The organism is Arthrobacter sp. zg-Y844 (assembly GCF_024385465.1).
Lineage (GTDB): Bacteria > Actinomycetota > Actinomycetes > Actinomycetales > Micrococcaceae > Arthrobacter_B.
Genome location: NZ_JANFLS010000005.1, coordinates 106,948 through 130,804, shown reverse-complemented (window position 1 = coordinate 130,804; position 23,857 = coordinate 106,948). Strand labels below are relative to the sequence as shown.

The 23,857-nt window shown below is 67.3% G+C and carries 23 protein-coding genes and 1 tRNA gene; 8 read left to right on the top strand and 16 right to left on the bottom strand.

Annotated elements, in window-relative coordinates:
* Positions 1–9: 9 nt before the first annotated feature.
* Positions 10–582: a LysE/ArgO family amino acid transporter gene (locus NNX35_RS15405; RefSeq protein WP_370647104.1), complete on the bottom strand. Its 573-nt coding sequence runs from the start codon at positions 580–582 to the stop codon at positions 10–12.
* Positions 583–675: 93 nt separating this feature from the next.
* On the opposite strand from NNX35_RS15405, the gene NNX35_RS15400 reads away from it, so the two are divergent.
* Positions 676–1,542: a LysR family transcriptional regulator ArgP gene (locus NNX35_RS15400; RefSeq protein ID WP_255868240.1), complete on the top strand. Its 867-nt coding sequence runs from the start codon at positions 676–678 to the stop codon at positions 1,540–1,542.
* 16 nt (positions 1,543–1,558) lie between these two features.
* On the opposite strand, the gene NNX35_RS15395 is transcribed toward NNX35_RS15400, so the two are convergent.
* The 6 genes from NNX35_RS15395 to NNX35_RS15370 all read right to left on the bottom strand — a co-directional run bounded on the left by NNX35_RS15395 (position 1,559) and on the right by NNX35_RS15370 (position 10,144).
* Complete coding sequence (locus NNX35_RS15395) at positions 1,559–2,356, bottom strand: DNA-formamidopyrimidine glycosylase family protein (protein ID WP_255868239.1); 798 nt, start codon at positions 2,354–2,356, stop codon at positions 1,559–1,561.
* Positions 2,357–2,394: 38 nt separating this feature from the next.
* Positions 2,395–7,284 (bottom strand): ATP-dependent helicase, encoded by a 4,890-nt coding sequence (locus NNX35_RS15390; RefSeq protein ID WP_255868238.1) that lies wholly within the window; start codon positions 7,282–7,284, stop codon positions 2,395–2,397.
* A 69-nt stretch (positions 7,285–7,353) separates the two neighbouring features.
* Positions 7,354–8,028 (bottom strand): DUF4232 domain-containing protein, encoded by a 675-nt coding sequence (locus tag NNX35_RS15385; protein ID WP_255868237.1) that lies wholly within the window; start codon positions 8,026–8,028, stop codon positions 7,354–7,356.
* 120 nt (positions 8,029–8,148) lie between these two features.
* On the bottom strand, positions 8,149–8,871 hold the full coding sequence (locus NNX35_RS15380) for a YcnI family protein (RefSeq protein ID WP_255868236.1): 723 nt from the start codon (positions 8,869–8,871) through the stop codon (positions 8,149–8,151).
* 66 nt (positions 8,872–8,937) lie between these two features.
* Positions 8,938–9,558: a hypothetical protein gene (locus tag NNX35_RS15375; RefSeq protein WP_255868234.1), complete on the bottom strand. Its 621-nt coding sequence runs from the start codon at positions 9,556–9,558 to the stop codon at positions 8,938–8,940.
* A 130-nt stretch (positions 9,559–9,688) separates the two neighbouring features.
* A complete protein-coding gene (locus tag NNX35_RS15370; protein ID WP_227934178.1) occupies positions 9,689–10,144 on the bottom strand; it encodes a 23S rRNA (pseudouridine(1915)-N(3))-methyltransferase RlmH in 456 nt (151 codons plus the stop codon).
* Positions 10,145–10,254: 110 nt separating this feature from the next.
* On the opposite strand from NNX35_RS15370, the gene NNX35_RS15365 reads away from it, so the two are divergent.
* Positions 10,255–11,121, top strand: a complete 867-nt coding sequence (locus NNX35_RS15365) for a patatin-like phospholipase family protein (protein WP_255868232.1) — start codon at positions 10,255–10,257, stop codon at positions 11,119–11,121.
* Positions 11,122–11,155: 34 nt separating this feature from the next.
* Here NNX35_RS15365 and NNX35_RS15360 read toward each other — a convergent pair whose 3' ends face one another.
* From NNX35_RS15360 to NNX35_RS15350, 3 genes are all read right to left on the bottom strand, one after another.
* The gene (locus tag NNX35_RS15360; protein ID WP_255863678.1) at positions 11,156–11,470 is read right to left on the bottom strand and encodes a hypothetical protein; all 315 of its coding nucleotides are present in this window, start codon (positions 11,468–11,470) and stop codon (positions 11,156–11,158) included.
* Positions 11,471–11,589: 119 nt separating this feature from the next.
* Positions 11,590–11,865 carry a hypothetical protein gene (locus NNX35_RS15355; protein ID WP_255868231.1) on the bottom strand — a complete coding sequence of 92 codons (276 nt, stop codon included), beginning with the start codon at positions 11,863–11,865 and terminating at the stop codon, positions 11,590–11,592.
* Positions 11,866–12,384: 519 nt separating this feature from the next.
* Positions 12,385–13,017, bottom strand: a complete 633-nt coding sequence (locus NNX35_RS15350) for a hypothetical protein (protein ID WP_255868230.1) — start codon at positions 13,015–13,017, stop codon at positions 12,385–12,387.
* 85 nt (positions 13,018–13,102) lie between these two features.
* Here NNX35_RS15350 and NNX35_RS15345 point away from each other — a divergent pair, with 85 nt between their 5' ends.
* From NNX35_RS15345 to NNX35_RS15335, 3 genes are read left to right on the top strand one after another with little or no spacing between them, the layout of a single operon-like run.
* Positions 13,103–13,837 (top strand): CDP-alcohol phosphatidyltransferase family protein, encoded by a 735-nt coding sequence (locus tag NNX35_RS15345; RefSeq protein ID WP_255868229.1) that lies wholly within the window; start codon positions 13,103–13,105, stop codon positions 13,835–13,837.
* Positions 13,834–14,568, top strand: a complete 735-nt coding sequence (locus NNX35_RS15340; protein WP_255868228.1) for a 1-acyl-sn-glycerol-3-phosphate acyltransferase — start codon at positions 13,834–13,836, stop codon at positions 14,566–14,568. The genes NNX35_RS15345 and NNX35_RS15340 overlap by 4 nt, the downstream gene beginning before the upstream one ends.
* Positions 14,565–15,557: a phosphatidate cytidylyltransferase gene (locus NNX35_RS15335; RefSeq protein ID WP_255868227.1), complete on the top strand. Its 993-nt coding sequence runs from the start codon at positions 14,565–14,567 to the stop codon at positions 15,555–15,557. The genes NNX35_RS15340 and NNX35_RS15335 overlap by 4 nt, the downstream gene beginning before the upstream one ends.
* 60 nt (positions 15,558–15,617) lie before the next feature.
* On the opposite strand, the gene NNX35_RS15330 is transcribed toward NNX35_RS15335, so the two are convergent.
* The 3 genes from NNX35_RS15330 to tadA all read right to left on the bottom strand — a co-directional run bounded on the left by NNX35_RS15330 (position 15,618) and on the right by tadA (position 16,809).
* A tRNA-Ser gene (locus NNX35_RS15330) sits at positions 15,618–15,707 on the bottom strand.
* 75 nt (positions 15,708–15,782) lie between these two features.
* Positions 15,783–16,268: a pyridoxamine 5'-phosphate oxidase family protein gene (locus NNX35_RS15325; protein ID WP_255767413.1), complete on the bottom strand. Its 486-nt coding sequence runs from the start codon at positions 16,266–16,268 to the stop codon at positions 15,783–15,785.
* A 70-nt stretch (positions 16,269–16,338) separates the two neighbouring features.
* Positions 16,339–16,809, bottom strand: a complete 471-nt coding sequence (gene tadA / locus NNX35_RS15320; protein ID WP_227923982.1) for a tRNA adenosine(34) deaminase TadA — start codon at positions 16,807–16,809, stop codon at positions 16,339–16,341.
* Positions 16,810–16,884: 75 nt separating this feature from the next.
* Here tadA and upp point away from each other — a divergent pair, with 75 nt between their 5' ends.
* The 3 genes from upp to NNX35_RS15305 all read left to right on the top strand — a co-directional run bounded on the left by upp (position 16,885) and on the right by NNX35_RS15305 (position 19,536).
* Complete coding sequence (gene upp / locus NNX35_RS15315) at positions 16,885–17,517, top strand: uracil phosphoribosyltransferase (protein ID WP_255767415.1); 633 nt, start codon at positions 16,885–16,887, stop codon at positions 17,515–17,517.
* 553 nt (positions 17,518–18,070) lie between these two features.
* Entirely contained in the window at positions 18,071–18,940 is an 870-nt protein-coding gene (locus NNX35_RS15310) for a winged helix-turn-helix domain-containing protein (RefSeq protein WP_255868226.1), read from the top strand.
* 71 nt (positions 18,941–19,011) lie between these two features.
* Positions 19,012–19,536, top strand: coding sequence for a histidine phosphatase family protein (locus NNX35_RS15305; RefSeq protein WP_255767417.1), 525 nt, complete (start codon positions 19,012–19,014; stop codon positions 19,534–19,536).
* Here NNX35_RS15305 and NNX35_RS15300 read toward each other — a convergent pair.
* The 3 genes from NNX35_RS15300 to NNX35_RS15290 form a co-directional block, all read right to left on the bottom strand.
* A complete protein-coding gene (locus NNX35_RS15300; RefSeq protein ID WP_255868225.1) occupies positions 19,533–21,599 on the bottom strand; it encodes a YhgE/Pip domain-containing protein in 2,067 nt (688 codons plus the stop codon). The genes NNX35_RS15305 and NNX35_RS15300 overlap by 4 nt on opposite strands.
* Positions 21,596–22,267 (bottom strand): ABC transporter ATP-binding protein, encoded by a 672-nt coding sequence (locus tag NNX35_RS15295; RefSeq protein ID WP_255868224.1) that lies wholly within the window; start codon positions 22,265–22,267, stop codon positions 21,596–21,598. Before NNX35_RS15295 ends, NNX35_RS15300 begins: the two co-directional genes overlap by 4 nt.
* A 135-nt stretch (positions 22,268–22,402) precedes the next feature.
* The gene (locus NNX35_RS15290) at positions 22,403–23,836 is read right to left on the bottom strand and encodes an NAD(P)/FAD-dependent oxidoreductase (RefSeq protein ID WP_370647096.1); all 1,434 of its coding nucleotides are present in this window, start codon (positions 23,834–23,836) and stop codon (positions 22,403–22,405) included.
* Between the last annotated feature and the right edge of the window lie 21 nt (positions 23,837–23,857).

Sequence of the window (23,857 nt, the reverse complement as noted above, 5' to 3'; positions counted from 1 at the left end):
TCGTCCGGATCAGTCCAAGACCAGCCGGACGGCGAGGAACAGCATAACGACGCCGATCAGCAGGTCCACAATCTGCCAGGTGCGCGGCCGGTTCAGCACCCCAGATAAGCTGCGGGCACCGTAACCCAGCGCGGTGAACCAGATGACGCTGCCGACGGCGGCGCCGGCGGCGAAAATCCAGCGCGTGTCGGAACCGTACTGGTTCGCCAGGCTGCCCAGCAGCACCACGGTGTCCAGATACACGTGCGGGTTCAGGAAGGTCAGGGCAAGGGTGGTCAGGATGACGGTGCCCTTGGCCCGCGGTGCCTGTGCTTCCAGTGCCGAGGGCCTGGCGGCGGAGATCAGCGAGCGGATACCCCACCAGGCGAGATAGGCGGCGCCGGCCCAGCGCAGGATGTCCAGGACCGCCGGGAAACGGGACACCAATGCCCCGATTCCGGCGGTGCCGCCGAAGATCAACAGGGCATCGCTGATGATGCACAGGGCCACTACCGCGCCGATGTGTTCCCGCCGCAGCCCCTGCCGCAGGACGAAGGCATTCTGCGCTCCGATGGCCACAATCAGTCCGAAACCGGTGACCATTCCGGTTGCCCAAATACTTAGCATTCCTCGACGGTAACCAGCTGCAGTGGTTCAGACAAACGAATGATTTGAAGGATGCATTAGGTTTGCTTCATGAACTTTGAGCATCTCCGCGCACTGTCCGCCGTCGTAGACGAGGGCACGTTCGAAGCGGCGGCGGATCGGCTGCATATCAGTCCGTCCGCGGTAAGCCAGCGCATCAAGGCACTGGAAAGCTCCGTGGGCCAGATCGTCATTCGCCGGGGGACACCCTGCACGCCGACGGATGCGGGCATGGTTCTGCTGCGCATGGCACGGCAGGTGCAGCTGCTGGAGGGGGAAACCCGTTCCGCGCTCTCAGGTGGCACGTCACCGCGGACGCCGACGCCGGTGGCCGTCAACGCGGACTCCCTCGCCACATGGTTCGTCCCCGTCCTCTCTGAAGCAGCCGAGTGGACGGACAGCACCCTGGACCTGCACGTCGAAGACCAGGACCACAGTGCGCAGCTGTTGCGCCAAGGGGACGTGATCGGCGCCGTCACTGCCGATCCGACACCGGTCAACGGCTGCAGGGTCGAGGCCTTGGGCGCCATGCGTTACCTCCCGGTGTCGACGCCGGACCTGCAGCAGCGCTTCACGCGCGAAGACGGTGTCGATTGGGCAGCCATGCCGGTGGTTCAATTCAATGCCAAGGACGATCTGCAGCGCCGGTTCCTGCAGGCACGCGGCGTTGACGGACGACCGCCCCGGCACACGATCCCGTCCTCGGAGGCCTTCGTGGCGGCGGTCCGTGCAGGACTCGGCTGGGGCATGCTGCCGGAACTGCAGTTGGGTAACGGGCTCAAGGACGGGACGTTGGTGCTGCTCGATGAGCGTGCGCACCGGGACGTCCTGCTGTACTGGCAGGCCTGGAAGCTGGACTCGGAACGGCTGCACCGCATCGGTGACTCAATCCGGCGGGCCGGCCGGCAGCTCAGGTAAGGAAGCCCGTCCCCGGCTAACTCGGAAACGGCTGGCAGTGCGGGCAGTAGTACAGGTCCCGCATTTCCATCTCGTTGTCGCCGAGCAGCTCATGCGCCACCTTGGTGCCGCAGCGCAGGCAGCCCCGCCGTTCCCGGCGATAGACCCAGAGCTGGTCCCGGCCCATGGCGCCGGTGGTGATCCGGCGGGAGCGGGCCTTATTGACCTCCAAAAGGCGCTTGGACAGGTCCACCAGGCGGGGCAGATCCGGGACGTCCGAGACCGGGGTCAGCGGGTGGATGCCGGCCAGGAAGCACAGCTCGCACCGGTAGATGTTGCCGATCCCGGCGAGGTTCCGCTGGTCCAGCAGGGCAAGGCCGATGGGCCGGTCCGGCTGGGCGGAGAGGCGGCGCAGCGCTTCTTCGGCGTCCCAGTCAGGCCCCAGCAGGTCCGGGCCAAGGTAGCCGACGGCGTCGTCCTCGTCCGAGCGGGGCAGGACACGAAGGAACCCGAGGTCGAAGCCGACCACCTGGTGGGTGTCCGTTTCGAGGATGCAGCGGGCCTTGAACGCGGGCCGGCGCCACTTCTCGCCGCGCGCGTAAACGTGCCAAAGCCCCTCCATTTTCAGGTGGGAGTGGAGGATCCAGCCGTCCACGGGATCGCCGCCGCGGATCAGCAGATGCTTGCCGCGGGACACGACGTCCTGCACGGCGGAGCCGGTGAAATCGGTGGTGGCGAATTTCGGGACGCGGATATCGCACCGGGTGAGCTCTTTGCCGGCCAGGACGGCGTTGAGGTCCCTCGCCGCCCGCCAGATGGTATCGCCCTCAGGCACGGTTCCTCCCCGGTTCGACTCCGCACTGGGCCAGCACGTCAGACACGGTAGCGCAGCCCTTTCGGCGTGGTGTAGAAACCGGCAGCGGTCAGTGCCCGTGCAGCGTCCGTATCGAGGATATCCGTCCCGTTGACCTTCTCGATGGCCATTTTCTCCGCCGCACCCCGTTGGATAATCCGCACCAGGGCGGCAGCGGAAAGCTCCAAGGCGGCCGGCTCCTCGGTGAAGGTCAGGAGTGTCTTGCCGCCGCGTTCGGCGTACAGTGCAAGCTCGCCGTCGACCAGGACCACCAGTGCCCCGGCCTTGCGGCCGGGCCGGTGTCCGCCCTCCAGCGTGGGCCAGGGCAGGGCGGCGCCGTAGGGGTTCGCCGGATCGGTGGCAGCCAGGGCGACGGCGGACGGTTCGGGCTGCTTCAACTGCGCGTCTTCGGAGAAGGAACGCAGCCGGTCCACGGTGGCGGGCACGGCAAACTGGGCGGCGCCGAGCTGCTCGATGAAGTAGCCGCGCCGGCACCTGCCCATTTCCTCCAGCCGGGCCAGCACCCGGTACAGCAGGGCGAAACCGCCCGGGGTGCCTTCGCTGGCCACGGAGCCGCGGGTGACCACACCGTAGCGGTCCAGCATCAGCTCGGCCGTGGCGTGGGCATGCAGGGTGGCGTCGGTTTCCACTGCGGGGAGCATGCTCCACCGCCCCGCGACCAGGGGCGGAGCGTTGCGGAGTGCCGGAGCGGACGCGCCGCCGGCCGCCAGCCGCATGGAGCTGCCCGTCAGCGACGCCCCGGGTGCCCGGCCCAGCCGTCCCATCCGTGCGGTGCGGGCACGCGGGGTGGCGGCCCGTTGCTTATGGGCGGTTTTCCCGCCGGAGAGCAGGGACCGCACCGGGGTGAAGGTGTCATTGCTGATCCGCCCGGCCCAGACGAGTTCCCAGAGGGCGGAAATGATGTTCGCATCCGTTTCGGCCATGCCGTCTGCGGCGAGGCCGTCGCCGAGCTGGCGGAAGAAGTACGCGCCGCCGTTGCCCAGCAGTTCCAGCAGCCGCTGGTGCAGGCCGCCCGGCTCGAAATCGGGGGAGGGGTTGAGCGTCAGCGGCGCGTTTTCGGCCAGGTGCAGGGCTATCCAGCCGTCGTTGCCCGGCAGGGAACCGCTGCCGGACCACACCACTTCGCCCGTGGCGGTCAGCTCGTCCAGCATGGCCGGGGCGTAGTCGCGCACCCGGGAGCCCAGGATCAGCGGTTCCCAGGCCGATGCCGGAATCGGCACGCCGGAAAGCTGGTCAATCACGGTGGCCACGCCGTCGAGCCCGCGCAGTGACGAACCCACGTTCTGCCAGACCGGCAGGAACCGCCCGTAGGTGGCCGGGTCCACCGGCTCCACCTCGGAACGCAGGGCCGCCAGCGAACTGCGGCGCAGCCGCCGCAGCACCTCGACGTCGCACCATTCGGTTCCGGCGGGAGAGCCGGGAACGGTGACGGTGGCGGGGGGAGTGGAGTCGACGCCGTCGGCCGCGTCCAGCAGCAGCGTTTCGGCCGGGCGGAATTCGCCCTCCGCGACGCGTCCCTCGCCGGCCAGGCGCTGCAGGGTGCCTGTGACGACGGCGACGCCGAGGCCCAGCCGGGCGGCGGCTTCGGCTGCGGTGAAAGGCCCGTGGGTTCGTGCATACCGGCCCACCAGGTCACCGAGCGGATCCGCAACGGGTTCGATAAACGCCAGCGGCACGCCCATCGGCAACGGAACACCCAGGGCGTCCCGCAGCCGGGCGGCGTCTTCGATGGCTGCATACCGGGTGCTGCCGGCCATGCCGATTTTCAGGGCCCGGTTGGCGCGGACCAGCTGCTCCAGCAGCTCTTCGGCATCCTCCGGGGCGGCGGCGGCCGGAGCCGGTTCCACCGCCGTCCCGGTGTCGTCGGCGGGAAGCTCCACCGGCTGCAGGCGGGCGGCGACCTCCGGAACGGAGAGCGGGCCGAGCAGCCGCAGCAGGTCCGCCACGCCTTCCAAGCCGCGGGCATGGCGGTCCGGAGCCAGGCGCTGGAGTTCGCTTTCGATCCGGGCGATGATCCGCGCGTCCAGCAGTTCGCGCAGTTCGGCCCGGCCCAGCAGCTCATTGAGCAGCGTGGGATCCAGGGACAGGGCGGCGGCTTTGCGTTCGGCCAGCGGCGAATCGCCTTCATACAGGAACGCACCCACGTAGCCGAAGAGCATGGAGCGGGCGAACGGCGACGGCGAGGGGGTGGTGGTTTCCACCAAACGGATCTCGCGCCGCTCTATGCCGGACGCAATGTCTTTCAGGGCCGGCAGATCATAGACATCCTGCAGGCATTCGCGGACCGTTTCGAGCAGGATCGGGAACGTGGGGTACTTTTTGGCGACATCCAGCAGCTGCGCCGACCGCTGCCGCTGCTGCCAGAGCGGGGTGCGTTTGGAGGGGTTCTGCCGCGGCAGCAGCAGCGCGCGCGCCGCGCACTCCCGGAACCGTGAGGCGAACAACGCCGAGCCGCCCACCTCGGCGGTGACAATGGAGTCGAGTTCCTCGGGGTCGAACAGGAACAGCTCGGCGCCGGGCGGTTCGTCCTCCATCAGCGGCACGCGCAGCACAATGCCGTCGTCGGATGCCATGGCAGATCCATCCAGCCCGTACCGGGCGTGCAGCCGCGCCCCGACAGCGAGTGCCCAGGGCGCATGGACCGGCATGCCGTACGGGCTGTGCAGGACTACCCGCCAATCGCCGAGTTCGTCATGGAAGCGTTCCACCACCAGCGACCGGTCGTTGGGCACCACATCGGTGGCCTGCTGCTGTTCGTGCAGGTAATTGATCAGGTTGCCGGCGGCCCAGTCATCCAGCCCGACGGCGGTCAGGCGTTCCCGGGCCGCTGCGTCATCAGCGGCGGCCATCTCGCGGACGAAGGCGCCCAGGGCACGGCCCAGCTCCACCGGCCGGCCGAGGGTATCCCCGCGCCAGAACGGCAGTTTGCCGGGCTGGCCGAAGGCGGGGGAGACCAGCACCCGGTCATGGGTGATGTCTTCGATCCGCCAGCTCGTGGCACCCAGGGCGAAAATGTCCCCGACCCGGGATTCGTAGACCATTTCCTCGTCAAGTTCACCGACCCGGCGGCTGTTCTTTCCTTCGGAATCGCCGACCAGGTAGACACCGAAGAGGCCGCGGTCGGGGATGGTGCCGCCGGAGGTGACGGCGAGGCGCTGCGCGCCGGGCCTGCCGGTAATGGTGCCTTCGGTGCGGTCCCAGACAATCCGCGGCCGCAGCTCGGCGAACTCGTCCGAGGGGTAGCGGCCGGAAAGCAGGTCCAGGGTGGCGTCGAACGCGGAGCGCGGCAGGCCGGCAAAGGGTGCGGACTGGCGGACGACGTCGAACCATTCCTCCACGTCGATGGAGCCCAGGGCGGCGGCGGCCACGGTCTGCTGGGCGAGGATGTCCAGCGGGTTGGCCGGTATGGTCAGAGGTTCGATCTGGCCCGCGAGCATCCGTTCGGCGGTGACGGCCGAGTTCAGCAGGTCGCCGCGGTGTTTGGGGAACATCACGCCCTGGGAGATTTCGCCCACCTGGTGCCCGGCCCGGCCCACCCGCTGCAGGCCGCTGGCCACCGACGGCGGCGATTCGACCTGCACCACCAGATCCACGGCCCCCATGTCGATGCCGAGCTCCAGCGAGCTGGTGGCCACCACACAGCGCAGCCGGCCGGATTTCAGGTCGTCTTCGATCAGGGCCCGCTGGTCCCGGGACACCGAGCCGTGGTGCGCCCGTGCGAGCACGGGGGTGTCGTCTTCGACGGCGAGGTCCTCGCGCCGCAGCACGGACACCCCGGCCTGTGCCATGATCTGGGCCGGCGGACGTGCAGGTGCTGCCGGGGCCGGGATCCCGTCCGTTCCTGTGGCCGCCTGCGCAGCCTCCAGCCGGAAGGCATGGATCTCGTTCAGGCGGGCGGTGATGCGCTCGGCGAGGCGCCGGGAGTTGGCGAACACGATGGTGGAGCGGTTGGCCTCGATGAGGTCGACAATCTTCTCCTCCACATGCGGCCAGATGCTCGCCTGCGGAGCGTAACCGCCCTCAACGGTGTCCTCAGTGGTAGGTGCGTTGCCCAGATCCGTCATGTCCTCCACCGGAACGGTGACGGTGAGGTTCCAATTCTTCCGGGACTGCGGCGCCACGATCCGCACCGGAGCGTTGCCGCCAAGGAAACGCGCCACGGTTTCGTGCGGCTCCACCGTGGCGGAGAGCCCGATCCGCTGCACGGGCTTTTCCAGCATGGCGTCCAGCCGCGCCAGCGTCACGGCCAGGTGGGCACCGCGTTTGGTGCCTGCCACGGCGTGCACCTCATCCACGATCACGGTTTCCACTTCGGTCAGGGTTTCCCGGGCGGAGGATGTGAGCATCAGGAACAGGGATTCGGGCGTGGTGATGAGGATGTCCGGCGGCCGCGTCAGCAGGGCGCGCCGCTCATTCTGCGGGGTGTCCCCGGACCGGACGCCCACGGTGATGGACGGCGCCGGCAGCCCCAGCCGGTTGGCCGTCTGGGTAATGCCGATCAACGGCGAGCGGAGGTTGCGTTCCACGTCGACGCCGAGGGCCTTCAACGGGGAGATGTACAGGACCTTGGTTTTGCGTTTGGGTTCCCGGGTGCGCTTCCGTCCCGCGGGTTTGGGAGCGGCTTCCGGCAGTTCCGGAAGCGGCAGTTCGGCGGGCGGCAGGCCTTCGGGGCCGGCAGCGGCGGCAGAGGCGATAAAGCTGTCCAGCGCCCAGAGGAACGCGGCCAGGGTTTTGCCTGACCCGGTGGGGGCGACCACCAGCGCATTGGCCCGCTCCGAGATCGCATCCCAAGCTCCCACCTGCGCCGGGGTGGGCGCAGTGAAGGCACCCTCGAACCATTCCCGGGTGGCGGGGGTGAACTTGGCTAGCACCGAAGATGCCGATGTCATGGCACTATTCTTCCCCACCCCGGTGACAGTTTGGCTGCTGCCACCGGGGGTTCGGCTGCGGGCCGAAAATCAACGTGCCTGCAGGATACCCACTTGCATCAGCTCGATATCCGCGTTGGTGCAACCCGTGGAGGGGTAGGGGACGGTCAGGGAAGCGGTGTCCTCCGGCGGGTAGACCAGCAGGGACGCAGTCTCCTGCACCTGGCAGTTTCCGTACTTCTGCGCCACGGTTTCCCGCAGCTCGGCGGCCGCAGCCTGGCCGGGTGCCAGCGTGACGGGAACGGCGGCCGCGCCCTCGCTCCGGGCGGCCGGTGCGCCCACCTGCTGTCCGGCGGCGTCGAGGTAGGAGACACCCGGATAGCCGGCCACGGTGCAGGTACCGTCAGCGGAGATGTTGGTCAGCACCAGGACGCGGGAGATACCGTCCGCACCGGCGCCGCCGGGAACGTTCTCCACAACGCCGGCAAGCATGTCGGCAGTGCAGGGAACGGGGCCAACGGCCGCTGCCCCGCCTCCGGTGGCCGGTGAGGACGCCGGAGCAGAAGCAGATTCGGTCGATGGGGACGGAGCGGGCGTGGTCTCGCTGGCTGACGCAGACGGGGACACCGACGCGTCGCCGTCGTCCCCTGAGCCGCCGCAGCCGGCCAGCGCGGAACCGGAGAGAGTCAGCAAAGCCACCAGGGCTAGTGCCTTGCGGGACGGGGAGGACTTTTTGACGGGGGAGGCAGGTGCCAAGGTGATCATGCTCTCACCTTTCCCGTCGGGCGGGGGCGCGTCAATCCGCCCCGCCCGGCGGAACGGAATGACGCAAAACCGTTACGGGCGCCGGAAGCAAGCTGCCCGGCGCCCGCTCAGGTCCGCGGGCTAGGCCCGGCTGCGGCCGCGCGTGCGGATCAGGGCGGTGACACCTGCCGCAAGGCCCAGCAACCCGGCACCCAGGCCAACGTAGCCGGCAACTTCGGCGGCCTCGGCGTCGTCATCCCGGTCATCGGCGCTTTCCGGTGTGCCGGAGGTGCTGCCGTGCTCATCGCCGGCGGCGTGATCATCGTCGTCGTCCGCTTCGGTGATGGTGACCGTAGGCGCCGGGGAGTCGAGGTCGTGGCTGGACTGGCCGTCGACCGGAACCTGGGACCAGTCCGTTTCCCCCTTTTCACAGCTTTGCAGCACGGGGAAGGCCAGGGTGGTGTCTTCGACGTCCGGCAGGTCGACGCCGAGGGTAATCGTGTCCCGGATGCCGTCGGCCAACGGTTCCCTGGCCGTGTAGATAATTTCGCTGGTGCGCGAGCTGACCTGTGAGCCGTTGGGCAGGGTCCGCGGCTCCGCGAGCTCCTCGGTGACCTTCCTGATGTCCCAGCCGGGGTGGGCCGTGGGGGTGGCGTCCGCCAGTTCGTCCGGGAGAGTGAAGGTCAGGGCCGTGGTCGGGGAGCCCTCGCAGCCGTGCGAGAGGTCGAAGGTCAGCAGGGCGGACTCGCTGGCGCCGGTGGTGTCGGGGGTGACATGCACATGGGCGGCCGCGGGGCCCAGGCCAAGCGCCATCAGAGCGGCGGTGCCGCCGGCGGCAAGGAGGACAGAGGAGGAGGTACGCATGGAAAAGCCTTTCGGTGGCGCATTGCCAAAAAACCGCACTGGAGGCGGGAAATACTGGAAAAGGAATTAGGCCAATGCGTACGACGGCGGCCCGCGCAACGGGCGCGCGGAGCAGTACCGGGCGCGCGGGGTTCCGGCGGCGGGACCGGAAATCGCCGGCGGCCGGACGGGCCGGAACGTCACCGGGGCCGGCGGCGTGAACAGCGGCCGCAGCCAGGCCGCCGTGGCGTGCAGGGCGTCCTCGCCCCGCGCGAGCACCAGCGCGGACAGCGCCACGGCGGCGAGGTGCGCGAGGAACAGTGCGGGGCCGGCGTCGTGCTGGATCGCGTGGAGACCGGAGAGGGCGTCCTGGGTCCCGGGCAGCGGCGCCGCCTCCGGACAGACAACGGCAACCCCGTGGTGGGAGGAAGCGCCGGGCAGGCATTGGACCCCGGAGGTCAGGAGGCCAAAGGCTTCGTGCAGCCCGAGCTGCGCGGCGCCGAGGACCAGGAAGAGGCTGCCGGGCCGGAACCGTCGCCCGGCGGTAATACTGACTCCGGCCAGGGTGAAGGCCGCCAGGGCAAAGAGGAGGACCGGTTCGGGGAGCATCCCGCCGCCGGCCAGATGCGCACCCGTGGCCAGCGCGAAAATGACTGCGGTGGCGACGCCGGCGCGGAGCAGCCGGAAAGGATCGGTGCGCTGGGGCATGCTTCCCTTCCGGTCCCGCCGGCCGCGGCTCGGAGCCTGCCGGACTGCTGAAAAACTGCTCCTACTTTACCGTGCAGCCGCAGAACCGGCGCACGCGGAGCCAGGGCGGCAGGCGCCGTCGTCCCCTGTCCTATTCGTGGTGGTAGGGGCGTCCGCCGGCGATCTCCTGGGCCCGGTACACCTGCTCCGCGAGGATCAGCCGGACCAGTTGGTGGGGGAACACCAGGGGTGAGAGGGACCAGACAAAGTCGGCGCGGTCGTGGACGCTCTGGTCCACGCCGTAGGCCCCGCCGATGATCAGGGTGACGTTGCGCGAGGAATCCAGCGGCCTCTGCAACGTCTGGGCCAGCGCCGGCGAGGTGATGGCCTTGCCCCGCTCGTCCAGCAGGATCACGTAGTCGGATCCGACCTTCGCCAGCAGCCGCTCGGACTCCTCCTTGCGGGCGGCGTCGCCTTCGCGGGCCGAATGCGGAATGGGAACCCAGGTCAGGTCGAAGGGTTTCTTCAACCGCTTTTCATACCGGCGGATCCCGTCAACCACCCAGTCCTCGTGCTTGCGGCCCACCATCAGAACTTTTAATGCCATGCAACCATTCAAGCCCGGAACCGCCGAGGTCCGGTAACCGGGCGGGCGCCGGGCTTACACTGCGGGGACATGGAAGGGCACTTCGACGGCGCAGGCCAGGAGGTTACAACGTGTTGGAATCGCGTGCGGTGGTGTTGGGCGGCGGCGGAGTTGCCGGGATCGCCTGGGAGATCGGCCTGCTGGCGGAACTGCTGGACCAAGGCATCGACCTGAACGAGGCGGACCTCGTTGTCGGTACATCGGCCGGATCCGTGGTGGGAACGGCGCTTCGCTTCGGGCAGGTGCCGGCCGCGGCGCTCGCCCAGGAGACGGCTGAGGAAGGTGCCAGTGCTCCGGATTACCAGGAGCCGGACGCATTCGACGGCGAGCGGTTCATGAACCTCATGGGCGCGGCCGGTTTCGGCGGCGGCGGAGAGAAGGCCGCCCGCGCACGGCTGGGCCAGCTGGCACTGAAAGCGGACACGCAGCTGACCGAGGAAGCGTGGGTGAACAGCATCCGTTCACTGGTTCCCTTCCCGGCCTGGCCGGAGAAGGCACTGGGCGTCACGGCGGTGGACGCTGAAGACGGCAGCTTCAAGGTGTTCGACGGCGATTCCGGCGTGGACCTTGGCCTGGCGGTCACCGCCAGCTGCACTGTCCCGACGGTGTGGCCGCCCGTGCACATCAACGGGCGGGTCTACATGGACGGCGGTATGCGGTCGGGTACCAATGCCGACGTCGCCGCCGGCTTTGGAAAGGTACTCGTGGTTTCCTGCGGCCTCGAGGCGCCGCAGAGTCCCTTCGGCCCCACCCTGCCGCAGGCGCTGAAAACGATCCGGAAAGACGGAAAGCCGTTGTTGATCGAAGCCGACGCGCTGGCTTTGCAGGCTTTCGGTACCAACATGCTGCTGGATTCCACCCGCCGTCCCTCCGTGGCGGCTGGCCGGCGGCAGGCGAAGGAGATGGCCGACGTCGTCCGGCGCTTCTGGGAGGGGTAGCCCTCCTGGAGGGCTAGCGGCTAGCGGCTAGCGGCTAGCGGTTGTCGCGGTCGACGTCGGCCTCAAGATCGGAGCCCGGTTCAATCACCACACCGTCTTCACGCTGCTCGACGCCGTCGGCCCGGGGAGCGGTGTCAGCGGCGGGGGAGGCTGCCGAGGCACCGGCGGGCGCTTCCGCTTCGGCGGCCTCGGCTTCTTCGCGCTCCTTGATGTACTTCACGAGGAACTCCAGTTCGTCGCTGTACTGCTGCAGGCGGTCGGTGCGGGACTCAGTCGCCAGGGCGAGCACGAGGTCGGTCTGGCGTGCACGCAGCTGGGCAATAGTGGGCTGTGGTTCGTTGGTGTCCATGCTTCATCCTACAAAGGCTCTCCGGGACACAATTTGCAGGCCGGATACCCAAGCCGAGGCGGTGCTAGTCCTCGCGGCTTGTTCGGTGACGCAGCGCAGGGGACGCCCGGCAAGGAGCCTCACGGTTCCTCGTGATCCCCCGCCCCGCCATGGTGGGCCGGAGCCTCCAGGCGGGCGCCGGACCTCATCCGCCTCGCCCATTCATGGGTCAATGCGCTGTACCACTCCAGCGCGTAGGCAGAAGGTTGCTCGGAATCCAGTTGCCGGTAGACACGGTCTGTCAGGCCTTCCAAAGTCCCCTGGGGCAGCGCGGCCAGCGCCTGGACATCCAAGGGATCTGCCGGCAGGTCCAACAGGGACAAGGCAGAAGCGTGCCGGGAGCGGAAAAGAGTCATGGCTTCGCCGCTCCGGCGGACGGGAGGCAGTCCGTTGCTTCATGGACAGCGGAGGAAGGGTCGGCATCGAGCCGAACGGATAGGCGCAGTTTGTGGTCCACAGGATTCCAAAAAAATAGGAGTTCCGGGGCGCACTGCTGGGCCTCGAAATTTAGGGTAAACGGCGGATCCGGATGAAGGCAAGTTCGGGCAGGGCAGGGGCTCGTGAGGAACGGGGAAGTCTCCGGACGGTGCTGCTCGGTGGTGTTCTTCCGGGCCTGCCAGCCGTTGGTGGCCCTCCAGCGGCCACTGCCTGGGATGCCGGTCAGCTCGGGGCATGACCAGCCGAAATTCCGACTGCGGCCAACGGAGGCTGATGGTCGGCATTCAGAGTCCAACAGTGAAGCGGTGGCAGCAGAGCTGACACCGGGCGGGCGCTTAACCTTTGAAGTTGGTGCTGGTTCCTAAAACTTCCCCTGGCTTCGTCTGCATTTGACGAATGAAGTCTTTGAAGAAATAGACTGGGGACAAAGAAATGAATCACCCGCCGGACCGCTGAATATCAATTCCCGGCAAATTGCCGGATGACCCGCGACGGGCCTTCAACGGAATGAATACCGCGTAGAACGCACCCCAGCAGATCCAGAAGACGGTTGAGATGCTCCGTTCAGAGAGTCCGGGGAGCCTGCGGCGGCCCAGGGCGGCAATCCCGGATACTGCCGCTGTCACCACCATGAACCGGACCATTCGGCCGGGCACGCTCCAGGCAAGAAACGCCGCGAGCGAGGTCCGCTGCAGCCCTGCTGCCCGCGCGTAGAGCTTGTACGGGACTCCGCGGGTGGGGCCCCGCAGCAGGGAAGCGGCCCCGGACTCGGCGATCTCCTGCTCCACCTCGCTGATCATGGCATCCGTGACCGCCGGAACTTTCACCAACGCCTTACGCGAGGTGGTTGCGGCTATCTTGCGGCCCCACCAGTATGTTGCTGCCCCTCCGGCCATTGCGCCGCCGAGGGCTGAGACCGTGGTGCCGAGCGCGCGTTTCGGTCGGCGCAGCCCCACCCAGGATGTCCACACATCGGGTACCACAAAGAAGAACGTTGCTTCTGCGAAGCCCCAGGCGCCGGCGATTGCGTGGTCCCGCAGGGCGTTCCTGGAGGGTGATTTGCGCCTCATGCTTACACTCTAATGAATGGTGAAGTGGAACCACGGGATTGATTGCGGGTTGCTGCCATTTCCGCCGCTCGGCTCGCATTAGCGTATGAGCTACGACAAAGGGCCAAATGAACGGACACTTTACATGAGCCAAGGAACGGACAGGCGGGAAATTCCGCAGCGCAGCAGCCGATGGGCGGCTAAATCTGCGGATATTCTTGCGGCGGCGAAACTCACCCCCAATCAGATCTCCGTCGGTTCAGTGGTATTCGCCGCAGTGGGCGCCGCTGCGTTGATCTGGTCGGCACATACCGACGACGCCATAATTCGTGCTGTCCTTCTGGCCGCGGCTGCTGCCTGTATACCGCTGCGTTTGTTGTTGAACATGCTCGACGGAATGCTGGCCGTGGAAAAGGGTATGAGCTCACCGGTGGGTGATATCTACAATGAACTGCCTGATCGGATCTCCGATGTGCTGTTCCTGGGGGCAGCCGGCATCGCCACCGCCGGGCTGGTGATCGCCGACCGAGTTGATTTCGGGGTGACGCTGGGATTCCTTGCGGCGATACTCGCCGTACTCACCGCCTACATCCGCTGCCTCGGAGCAGCCCTCGGCACGGGAAACTTCTTTGACGGGCCCTTGGCCAAACCGCACCGCATGTGGCTGCTGATGATCGGCGTCCTGGTGGGCATCGCCGAACCATGGCTTCCCTGGTCGGAAGGATGGGCACTGTTCGGCACGCTGGCGCTCATCGCGTTAGGCTCCCTGCTCACCTGTATTCGCCGATTGCGCCGTGTCAGCGCTGCGCTGCGTGCCCGCAGCCAGGAATTGCCATCATGAACGTCGGCAGGGCCTCCCGGCGCAGCCTCGCGAAACTTATCAGTGCCTTCGCCGGTGCGCGCGTAGTGGCTGCAGCCGGAGAGCTCGATCTGCCCGAGCAGGCCATCTACTACGCGAACCACTCAAGCCACCTGGACTTCCTCACCATTTGGGCCGCACTGCCGGCAGAGCTGCAGCAACGCGCCCGCCCGGTGGCAGCCAAGGACTACTGGGGCTCCGGGGTGCGTAAGGCTTTTGCCGAACAGATCTTCAACGCCTATTTGGTCGAACGCCACGGCTCCAGCAGCCGCCGGCAGCGCACGTCGGACTCGGGGGTCAGCCCCAAGGGCCAGGTGGAGGGCATGGCTGAGGTGCTGGCCGCCGGTGGTTCGCTGATTATCTTCCCTGAAGGCACCCGCGGCGACGGCGATACGATCGCCCAGTTCCACGGCGGACTGTACAAACTGGCCCGTCTCCACCCCGAGGTGCCCGTGGTCCCCGTGACGCTCGCCAACCTCGGACGGATCCTCCCCAAAGGTGCGGTGATCCCGGTGCCGCACCTCTCGACTGTCATCTTCTGCGAGCCCCTCCACCTGGATCCCAATGAGGACAGGCAGACGTTCCTGACCCGCGCCCGGCAGGTTCTCGTGGAAGGCCTGGCTAAGCACCAAGGGCCGCAATCCACAGATACCCCTAAACAGGACGACGGCGGCTCGGAGCCTCGTAGCCAGGCCCGAAAGGACAACCCGTGAACGACTGGGAACTGGGTTTGCTGGACTCGACGTCGTTGAAACTCCTCGGCGGCGTCGTCCTTGTTCTGGTTTTAGCCACCGTGATCGCGTGGCTCCTGGGCCGCCGGTTGGGCACCACGAGCCCCATCGTGAACCTGAAGCAGCGCATCAACGCCTGGTGGTTGATGGTCGCACTGATAGGCGGTGTCCTGGCAGCCGGCGAGACGGTGACGATTGTGCTGTTTCTGCTGCTGTCACTTCTGGCACTGCGCGAGTTCATCACCATCTCCCCAACCGGCCGCGGAGATCACAAAGTGCTCGTGTGGCTGGTGTTCATCATCCCCGCGGCGCACTACTGGTTCCTGTGGGAGCACTGGTACGGCATGTTCAGTGTGTTCATCCCGGTGTACGCCTTCCTCTTCCTGCCGGCGCGCAATGCACTCGCCGGGCAGACCACCGGGTTCCTGCAGCGAACCGCAGCCATTCAGTGGGCGTTGATGGTATGCGTCTACGCCATCAGTTACGCCCCGGCGCTCCTGCAGCTTCCGCTGGCCATGGAGGCAGGCCGGGATGCGGCCGAAGGCTCGGCGCCTGGGACTGGTGGGGCTACCGGCGCGCATCTGCTCCTGTTCCTGCTGATCGTGGTGCAGGGCTCCGATGTGCTGCAGTATGTGTGGGGCAAGACGCTCGGGAAGCACCCGATCGCGCCGAGCGTGAGTCCCAACAAGACCTGGGAAGGGTTCATCGGGGGAGTGCTTTCGGCTACCGCGCTGGGGGCGGCCCTATGGTGGGTCACACCGTTCACCCCGTTGATGGCCGCTCTCCTGGCATTCATCTCCTGTGTGATGGGTTTCGCCGGAGGGCTGGTGATGTCTGCCATCAAGCGCGACCGCGGCATCAAGGACTTCGGCTCCACCATCCCCGGCCACGGCGGCATCATGGACCGCTTGGACTCGCTCTGCTTTGCGGCACCGGTCTTCTTTCACGCCGTGCGATTCCTGTACACCTGAAACACGCACCACGAAGACTCGTAGAATGCAGAAAACCCCCGGTTTCCCGGGGGTTTTCGCTGGCGGTGACGGTGGGATTTGAACCCACGTTGGCTTTTACACCAAACAACATTTCGAGTGTTGCACCTTCGGCCGCTCGGACACGTCACCAACGCGTCAACCTTACCGGGTGGAAGGCCCAACACCCAAAAGCAGTCCCGCCAGGGGCTGGGCGCCCAATTGGAACTAGAGGTCGACGACGTCGTTCTTACCGATATCGGGAGTGCCGCCGGTTGCTGCTGCCTTGCCGATCTTGAACAGGCTGGCGATCTTCGGCTCGTCCGATGCCCAGTATTCGGCGGTATGCGAGTCCACCTTGAGCAGCGCCACCGACGGGTCTTCGCGGCCCTGCTCGAACCAGCCCTCCACCGAGGTCTTCCACAGGGAGGAAATCTTGCCCTGATCCTTTGTCAGCGTGGCCGTGCCGCTGATGGACAGGAAGCCCTCGGAATCACTGATGGCCACGTTCACGTGCGGGTTCGCACGGACCTCGTCGGCCTTGGGGGAGGGGTCCGGAGTAAAGAACCACAGGTTGCCGTCCGAGTCCGCCTCCTGAAGCTGCAGCGGCCGGCTGACCAGGTTTCCCTGCAGGTCCACCGTGGTCAGCGTGGCGATTCGAGCCTTTTCAAGAATCTTGACGACGGTGTCCCGTCCATCCTGCTCTGATCCCATAACGGAAACTCCTTTAGTTGTCGCGTTCCGGAATTAGTAAGCCTACGTACAAACGGAAGCGGGCGGAACGCTAGGAGTTGCGCTTTGAGCCGAAGAAGTCCCGCAGCAGGCGCGCCGATTCCTCCTCGCGCACACCGGGAAACACCTCCACCCAGTGATTCAGGCGACGCTCCCGCAGGATGTCGAACACAGAACCGGAGGCCCCGGCCTTCTCATCCCAGGCGCCGAACACCACCTTCGGCACCCGCGCCAGGACAATCGCCCCGGCACACATGGCACACGGTTCGAGCGTCACCACCAGGGTGCAGCCTTCCAGCCGCCATTCCCCGACGGCGGCAGCCGCCTTCCGGATGGCCAGCACCTCGGCGTGGCCTGTCGGGTCCCCGGTTGCCTCACGCTCGTTGCGCCCGGTACCCAGCACCTCGCCGTCGGGGCCCAGTACGACGGCGCCGATCGGCACGTCGCCTGTCTCCAGCGCCTTGCGGGCTTCGGCCAGGGCGAGGTCCATCCAGGTTTCGTGTGTTCGGGAAAGGGACTCCATGCCTGCCATCGTCTCCCATCCGCGCGCGTACGGGCGAACGCGGAGAGAGGCAGGGCGCAATGGTAGTTTTGAAGCATGCGCGTACTTGTAGTGGATCATCCCCTCGTTGCCCACAAACTCACCGTTCTCCGCGACAAGGACACCCCGTCACCGATCTTCCGTCAGCTGACGGAAGAACTGGTCACCCTGCTGGCCTATGAAGCCACCCGAACCGTCCGCGTGGAGCCGGTTCCGATCGAGACTCCCGTCACCTCCGCCGTCGGCACGGGCCTGGTCAAGCCGACCCCGCTGGTGGTTCCCATCCTGCGTGCCGGCCTCGGCATGCTCGAAGGCATGACCCGCCTGGTCCCCACGGCCGAGGTCGGATTCCTGGGTATGGCCCGGAATGAAGAAACACTGGAAGCCATCACCTACGCCGAGCGTCTTCCGGATGACCTCACCGGCCGCCAGGTCTTCGTCCTGGACCCGATGCTGGCCACCGGCGGAACCCTGCGCGAAGCCATCAAGTTCATGTTCCAGCGCGGTGCCGCGGAAGTCATCTGCATCTGCCTGCTGGCCGCCCCGGAAGGCCTCTCGGTGCTCCAGGAGGAACTCCAGGACGCGAACGTCACCGTGGTCCTCGCCTCGATCGACGAGCGCCTCGATGAGAACGCCTACATTGTTCCCGGCCTGGGCGACGCCGGCGACCGGCTTTACGGCGTCGTCTAACCACCTCGTCCGAAGGGCCGCCGGCGACGGCGGGTCTTCCGCCAGTGAAACAGCTCCGAAACTCTGTCCACTATGTGGACAATTGCTTCGATGCTTGACGGCACCTGCTTCGTAAGCTTGCTTGCGGAGTAGGTGCCTTTTTTCTTAATGCCGTTCGATATGGCCGAACAGTGCCGCGAAGTGGTGCGAAATAGATTTAGGTCTTATACATATTTATGCATAGCTATTCATTGTGTCTTTTTGTGAACTACGTCACAAAACGACCCATAACGTCCACTATGTGAGACAACGGGCCCTTTGTTACTTGCGTGTATCCCTTTGTGACATGCAATAATCCGGAGTGTGAACACCAACACGGCAGCAGCAGTCACAGGCTTCCCGAGTGGCCTCCGGGCCGCGAAGGAAACTGGTTGTTGTCGAATGCATACCTCTGGAACCACCCCTATCCCGAGGTAAGACTCAGGCCCAACTATGGGCATAATAGGCGCCGTCTCGACCGGGCACACCCCCAGCAATCGAGCCGTGATGACGTCAAGTCACGATGAGGTCCCACATGTCAGTAGCATCCGGTTACGTCCACATCTCCCTGCGCAACGCGCAGAACCGCGCCGGATCAGGTTCCCAGCGCCAGACCGCCGTCGGCGGTTTCCCCGGCTCATACGGCGCGCAGCCGTTTGGGAACCAGTCCTATGGCATCCCGGCCTCCAGCGGTACCGGAGCCCGTCAGCTCCGTGCAGTTCAGAGCCAGGATGCCAGCCCCATGACCGCCCCCATGACGGTGGTCACTCCGAACGGTATTCCCGGGCCGCAGCCGGTCAGCAATGACACGGCTGCCCGTGGATTCGTTATTTATGTAGGCCTCGATGAAGAAACCGCCGCGGCCAACGGCACGTCACTGAGCAAGCTGGCGCAGGAAATCAGGGCCTACGTGCAGACCCTGGTGCCCGGCGCCCAAAGCCATGCGGCCGTGGCGCTTGCCCCTGCCGGAGCCGTCGGCTCGGACATCGACGTCGTCCGGCAGGCGCTCGGGGACCCCACGGTCCGGCGGCAGCCGGCCCCGCAGCAGGTGCCGGCACCCCCGGTTCCGGCAGCTATCCGGCCCTCCGGAGTCCTGATTGACCTGTCCCGCCGCGAGGTGCACCTCGACGGGGACACGCTGAACCTGACCTTCAAGGAATTCGAGCTCCTGAACTACCTGGTGGAGAACGCCAGCAGGACCGTCGGGCGTGAAGAGCTTTTGGCCGGCCTGTGGCGCAACGCCGAAGAGGTACCGAACGAACGCACCATCGACGTCCACATCCGGCGCCTGCGCTCCAAGCTGGGCCGGCTGGCCAACACCGTCCGCACGGTCCGCGGGCAGGGGTACCGCTTCTACGAGCACCCCGAGGTTGTTGTCTGGGCCGCGCCGGAATACAGCATCTAGCTGCCAGCCGCGGTCCTCAGGACCGCAGCCGCGGACGGAGCGGGGGCTCCGTCCGCGGCTAAGCTTGGCTAATGACCGGCCACCACCTCAAGAAACTCCAGCTCCTGCGCCATGCCAAGGCGGACTGGCCCCGCGACGTCGCAGACCACGAGCGCCCGCTCTCCGGGCGCGGACACCGGGACGCGCCGCTGGCCGGGCAGTGGATGCGCGAGCACGGCAGCATTCCCGACTTCATCCTCTGCTCGTCGGCCCTGCGCGCGCGGCAGACCTGCACCTGGGTCTGCAAGGAACTTGGGGATAAGGCACCGACCGCGAAGCTTGAGGACGGCCTCTACGCGGCGACGCCGGAGCGGATCCTCAGCCTCATCAACCACGTTCCGGAAACGGTCACCAGCCTGCTGGTAATCGCACACCTCCCCGGCGTCCAGGACCTGGCCATGCGGCTTGCCTCGGCGGACTCGGACGAAGAAGCCGTCATGGAAATGGCCACCCGCTATCCGACGTCGGGCCTCACCGTCATGGAACACGCGCTGCCGTGGGCCGAGCTGGACGGACGCGACGCCCGCATCACGGACTTCGTGGTGCGCCGGGCCTAAATGCTGATTTCCGGCTGCAGCGTCTTCAGGGTCCACAGCCGGTGCCGTCGGGCAGCCAGCAGGGAGAGCAGCAGTCCGACGGCGGTGTAGGCGAGCAGCCCGACGGCGACGCCGGTGACCTGGGTTAGGTCCCCTCCGTACAGCAGCTGCCGCAGCCCGGTCACGGTGTAGCCCATCGGCAGCACGTCGTGGGCCAGATGCAGGGGCGCCGGGATGGTCTGCCACGGGAAAGTGCCGCCCGAGGAGACCAGCTGCAGCACCAGCAGCACCAGCACCACGAACTTGCCGACCGAACCCAGCAGTGCCACGATGCCCTGGATCAACGCCGAGAACGCCATGGAAGCCATCAACAGCAGCCCCCAGGCCTGTACCGGATGGACGGGGTCCAGTCCCAGCCCGAACCGCACCACTGCATACAGCAGCGTTGCCTGGACCAGTGAGACACCGAGGAACGGCAGCCAGCCGCCCAGGGCAATCTTCCAGCCCGGGGCATTGGAGGCAAGCGCCCGGCGGCTGATGGGACGCAGAGCCTGCGCGAGCATGAAGATACCCACCCACATGGCCAGCGTCAGGAAATAGGGAGCCAGTCCCGCCCCGTAGCTGCCTGCCTCGGCCTGGTCCACCGTGCTGACGGTCAGCGGATCGGCGATTACCGCGGAGCCGTTGGCCCGTTCCTCATCGTTCGGGTTGGGGATTTCACCCGCGCCGTCCTTCAGCTGCCGGGCCAGATCGTCCGATCCGTCTCGTAGCTGCCCCAATCCGTCCTGGAGGCTGCCTGCACCGGCGGCGGCGGCGTCGACTCCTGCCGCCAGCTCCCGGGTGCCGTCCAGGGCCTGTTGCTCTCCGCCCGCGAGCCCGCCGGCCCCCGAGGACAGCTCGGCGGCGCCGGTGGACAGGTCCGCTGCGCCGGCGGAAAGCCGGGAAGCGCCGTCGTTCGCAGTGCTGATGCCCGAGGCGAGCTGCGGAGCGCTGCCTGCAAGTTGGTCCGCACCGGCCGAGACTGCTGCAGCCCCGTCGGAGAGCGCCTTCAGTTGCTCCAGCCCGCCGGTTCCGGCGGTGGTTCCGGCAAGCTCCTGCTGCAGGGCTGCGGCCTGCTCCGGCGTCAGGACGCCCCGCTGCACCAGCCGCGTCACGGCATCGGTGACACCCTGCCGGGCGGCGTCGGCCGAAGCCGTTACGGCGGCCTCCACGCCGGCCGTCCCGGCCGCCACCTGCCGGGTGCCGTCTGCCAGCTGCTGTGTCTGCTGCGGCAGCTGTGCCGTGGCGGAGGAGAGCTGTCCCAGGCCCGAGGAAAGCTCGGCCGCACCTGAGGACAACTGATTCGCTCCCGCGGACAGCTCACCGGCGCCCGTCGACAGCTGGTTGGCTCCGGCTACCAGCTGCTCCTGCCCGGAGACCAATGCCTGCGCTCCGGAGGACAAGGTGCCCAGCCCGGTGACGAGCTCGGCGGCCCCGGAATCCGCGGTCGCTGCACCACCGGCGAGCTGCCCGGCGCCGTCGGCGGCCCGTTCCAGCTGGCCGTGCACTGTGCTGAATCCGGTCAGCAGCTGGCTGGCGGTTTCCTCGCCGACTTCCGCCGCCACGGTGTCATGGACGGAAGAGGTCAGCTTGTCCACGATGCTGCTGAGCAGGTAGTTGTTCGCTTCATTGGTGGTGACGTGCAGGGTCGCCTTCCGGGCGGTCGCCGGATCCGACGCCGAGGCCAGGTTCGCGGAAAAGTCCCCGGGAATGGTCAGGGCAAATTCATAGGTGCCGTCCTTCACGCCGCGTTCCGCGGCAGCGGGACTGTCAACCATCTCCCAGTCGAAGGTCCCGTCCTCCAGCAGGTTTTCGCGGACCGTGGCGCCGACGTCGAGCCGGCCGTCAGCGGTGTCGGCCCCGTCGTCGTCGACCACCAGGGCGGCCTTGACGCCGTCGAGGTTTCCGTAGGGATCCCAGTTCGCATACAGGTAGACGGCGCCGTAGAGCAGGGGGACCAATGAGAGGGCGAGGATGGCCAGCTTCGGCAGGGTGCCGCTGGTCATGCGGCGAAGCTCGCTGAGTGCCAGGCGGAAGGCGGTCATGCCGAGACCTCCTCGGCGGCGGCGGTGCCCGAGGCTGCGTTGGTGTCCGCGGCGGCCCCCGCAGCAGCAGTGGGTCCGGTCCAGTCCGGCGGGATCTGCGCCACCACGGCAACGGCGGTCACCAGCCGTATGGGCGAGGACACGCTGCCGGTCAGCACGGGCAGCCAAGCCTCCGGATCGGCGTCGTGGCGGTCGGGAGAGTCAAAGACCAGCAGCTCCACGTCGACATCCGCCAGTGCCAGCCGGGTCAGCAGATCCAGCCGGATGTGCGGCTCCAGCTCCTCGACCCACCGGGGCCCCAGATCCGAGAGGCCTTCGTCGGACAGCCAGTCGGCGGCTTTTCCCCGCGGCCGGTTCCGGCGGGGGATCAGCGCCAGGTCTTCGGCAACCAGGTCCCGCACGCGGAAATGGCGTTCGGGTTCGTTGACCTCCGGCGAATCGATCAGTGCCGCGGAACGGCGCAGATGCTCAAGCCGTGCACTGTGCCCCCATGCGAGGTTGCCGGAGGTGGGGCGCATCCTGCCCGCAAGCACCAGGGCGAGGGCAGTACGGGTGGACTGGTCATCGCCGGAGGCCAGCAGCAGCCCTCCGGTATCCACCTCAAGGGTTGTCGGAGGAAGGAGGGCACTGTGGCGCCCCTTCATAAAGAGGGTTTCCGCACTGAGCATGGTCTTCGCCTTGGGTCCTTAGGGTCGCGGTGCGCCTGGCACGCTTTAGAGGCGCATCTGTCAACCTACGGGAAACTGACTAGTCAGTCCAAATAGGGGTGCGGAGAGGTCTGCCACAACGGGACCGGCATGACGTCAGAGACCGTACTTTTCCAACAGCCGGAGCCACACCTCGCTGATGGTGGGGTACGCGGGCACGGCATGCCAGAGGCGGTCCAGCGGCACCTCGCCGGCGACGGCAATCGTTGCCGCCTGCAGCAGTTCCGAGACGCCCGGTCCCACGAAGGTCACCCCGACCAGCACTCGCCGGTCCTCGTCCACGACCATCTGAGCCCAGCCGCGGTAGTTGTCCGCATACAGCGAGGAGCCGGCGACGGCGATTTCCAGCGATGTTTCCGAGGCGTTGACGCCGTCAGCCCGGGCCTGCTCGAGAGTCCGCCCGACCATCGCCGCTTCCGGGTCGGTAAACACCACCTGCGGCACGGCGTAATGGTCTGCGGTTGCCGTGTACCGGCTCCAGTCAGCAGGTTCGGCGCTGCCGGGTTCCTGCCTGGCCCGCGCAGCGATCACGTCGCCGGTTGCCCGCGCCTCGTATTTGCCCTGATGGGTGAGCAGCACCTTCCCCGCGGCGTCCCCCACGGCGTACAGCCATCCGCCGTCGACGCCCAGCACCCGGCCGGAATCGTCGGTGTCCAGCGCCTTCGGGGCCAGGCCGATGTCCTCAAGGCCCAGCCCGTCCAGGGCAGGGCGGCGCCCGGTGGAAACCAGCAGCCGGTCCCCGCCCACGGTGTCGCCGCCCTCGAGCGATACTTCCACGCCGCCGTCGTCGGACTTCCGCACGGACGCGGGGGAGGCGGAAGTGCGCACGTCGACGCCGTCAGCCTCGAGTCCTTCCCGCACCAGCGTACGTACCGGGTCGGGGAAGGAGCCCAGGATGTCGTGCCGGGCCAGCAGCGTTACCTTCGAGCCCAGGCGCGCGTAGGCCTGCGCCAGTTCGACGCCGGACACCCCGCCGCCGATGACGACCAGGCGGCCGGGAATCCCGGTGGCGGAGGTGGCGTCCCGGGTGCCCCAGTACTCAGTGGTATCCAGGCCCTCGATCGGTGGAACGGACGGGGTGGAGCCGGTGGCGAGGACGACGGCGTGCCGCGCGGAGATCCGCAGGGTCCGGCCGTCGTTGGCGGCCACTTCCACCTCGCGTTCTCCCGTGAGCCGTGCCCGGCCGCGGACCAGTTCAATGCCGGCGCCTGCGACCCACTCGGCCTGGCCTGCATCATCCCAGTTGGAGGTGAACGAGTTCCGGCGCTCCAGGACGGCGTCGGCGTCCAGCGTGCCGGTGACCGCCTCACGTGAACCTGCCAGCGACTGTGCTTCCTTCAGTGCCGTGCCGGGCCGCAGGAGCGCCTTGGAGGGCATGCAGGCCCAGTAGGAGCATTCGCCGCCCACCAGGGCCGCTTCCACCAGGACGGCGGCCAGCCCGCCGCGGACAATGCGGTCTGCCGCATTCTCTCCCACGGCACCTGCACCAATCACCACTACGTCGGTCTGCAGAGTCTCAGTCATGGACATGAGCCTTGCACCGCGGCGGGA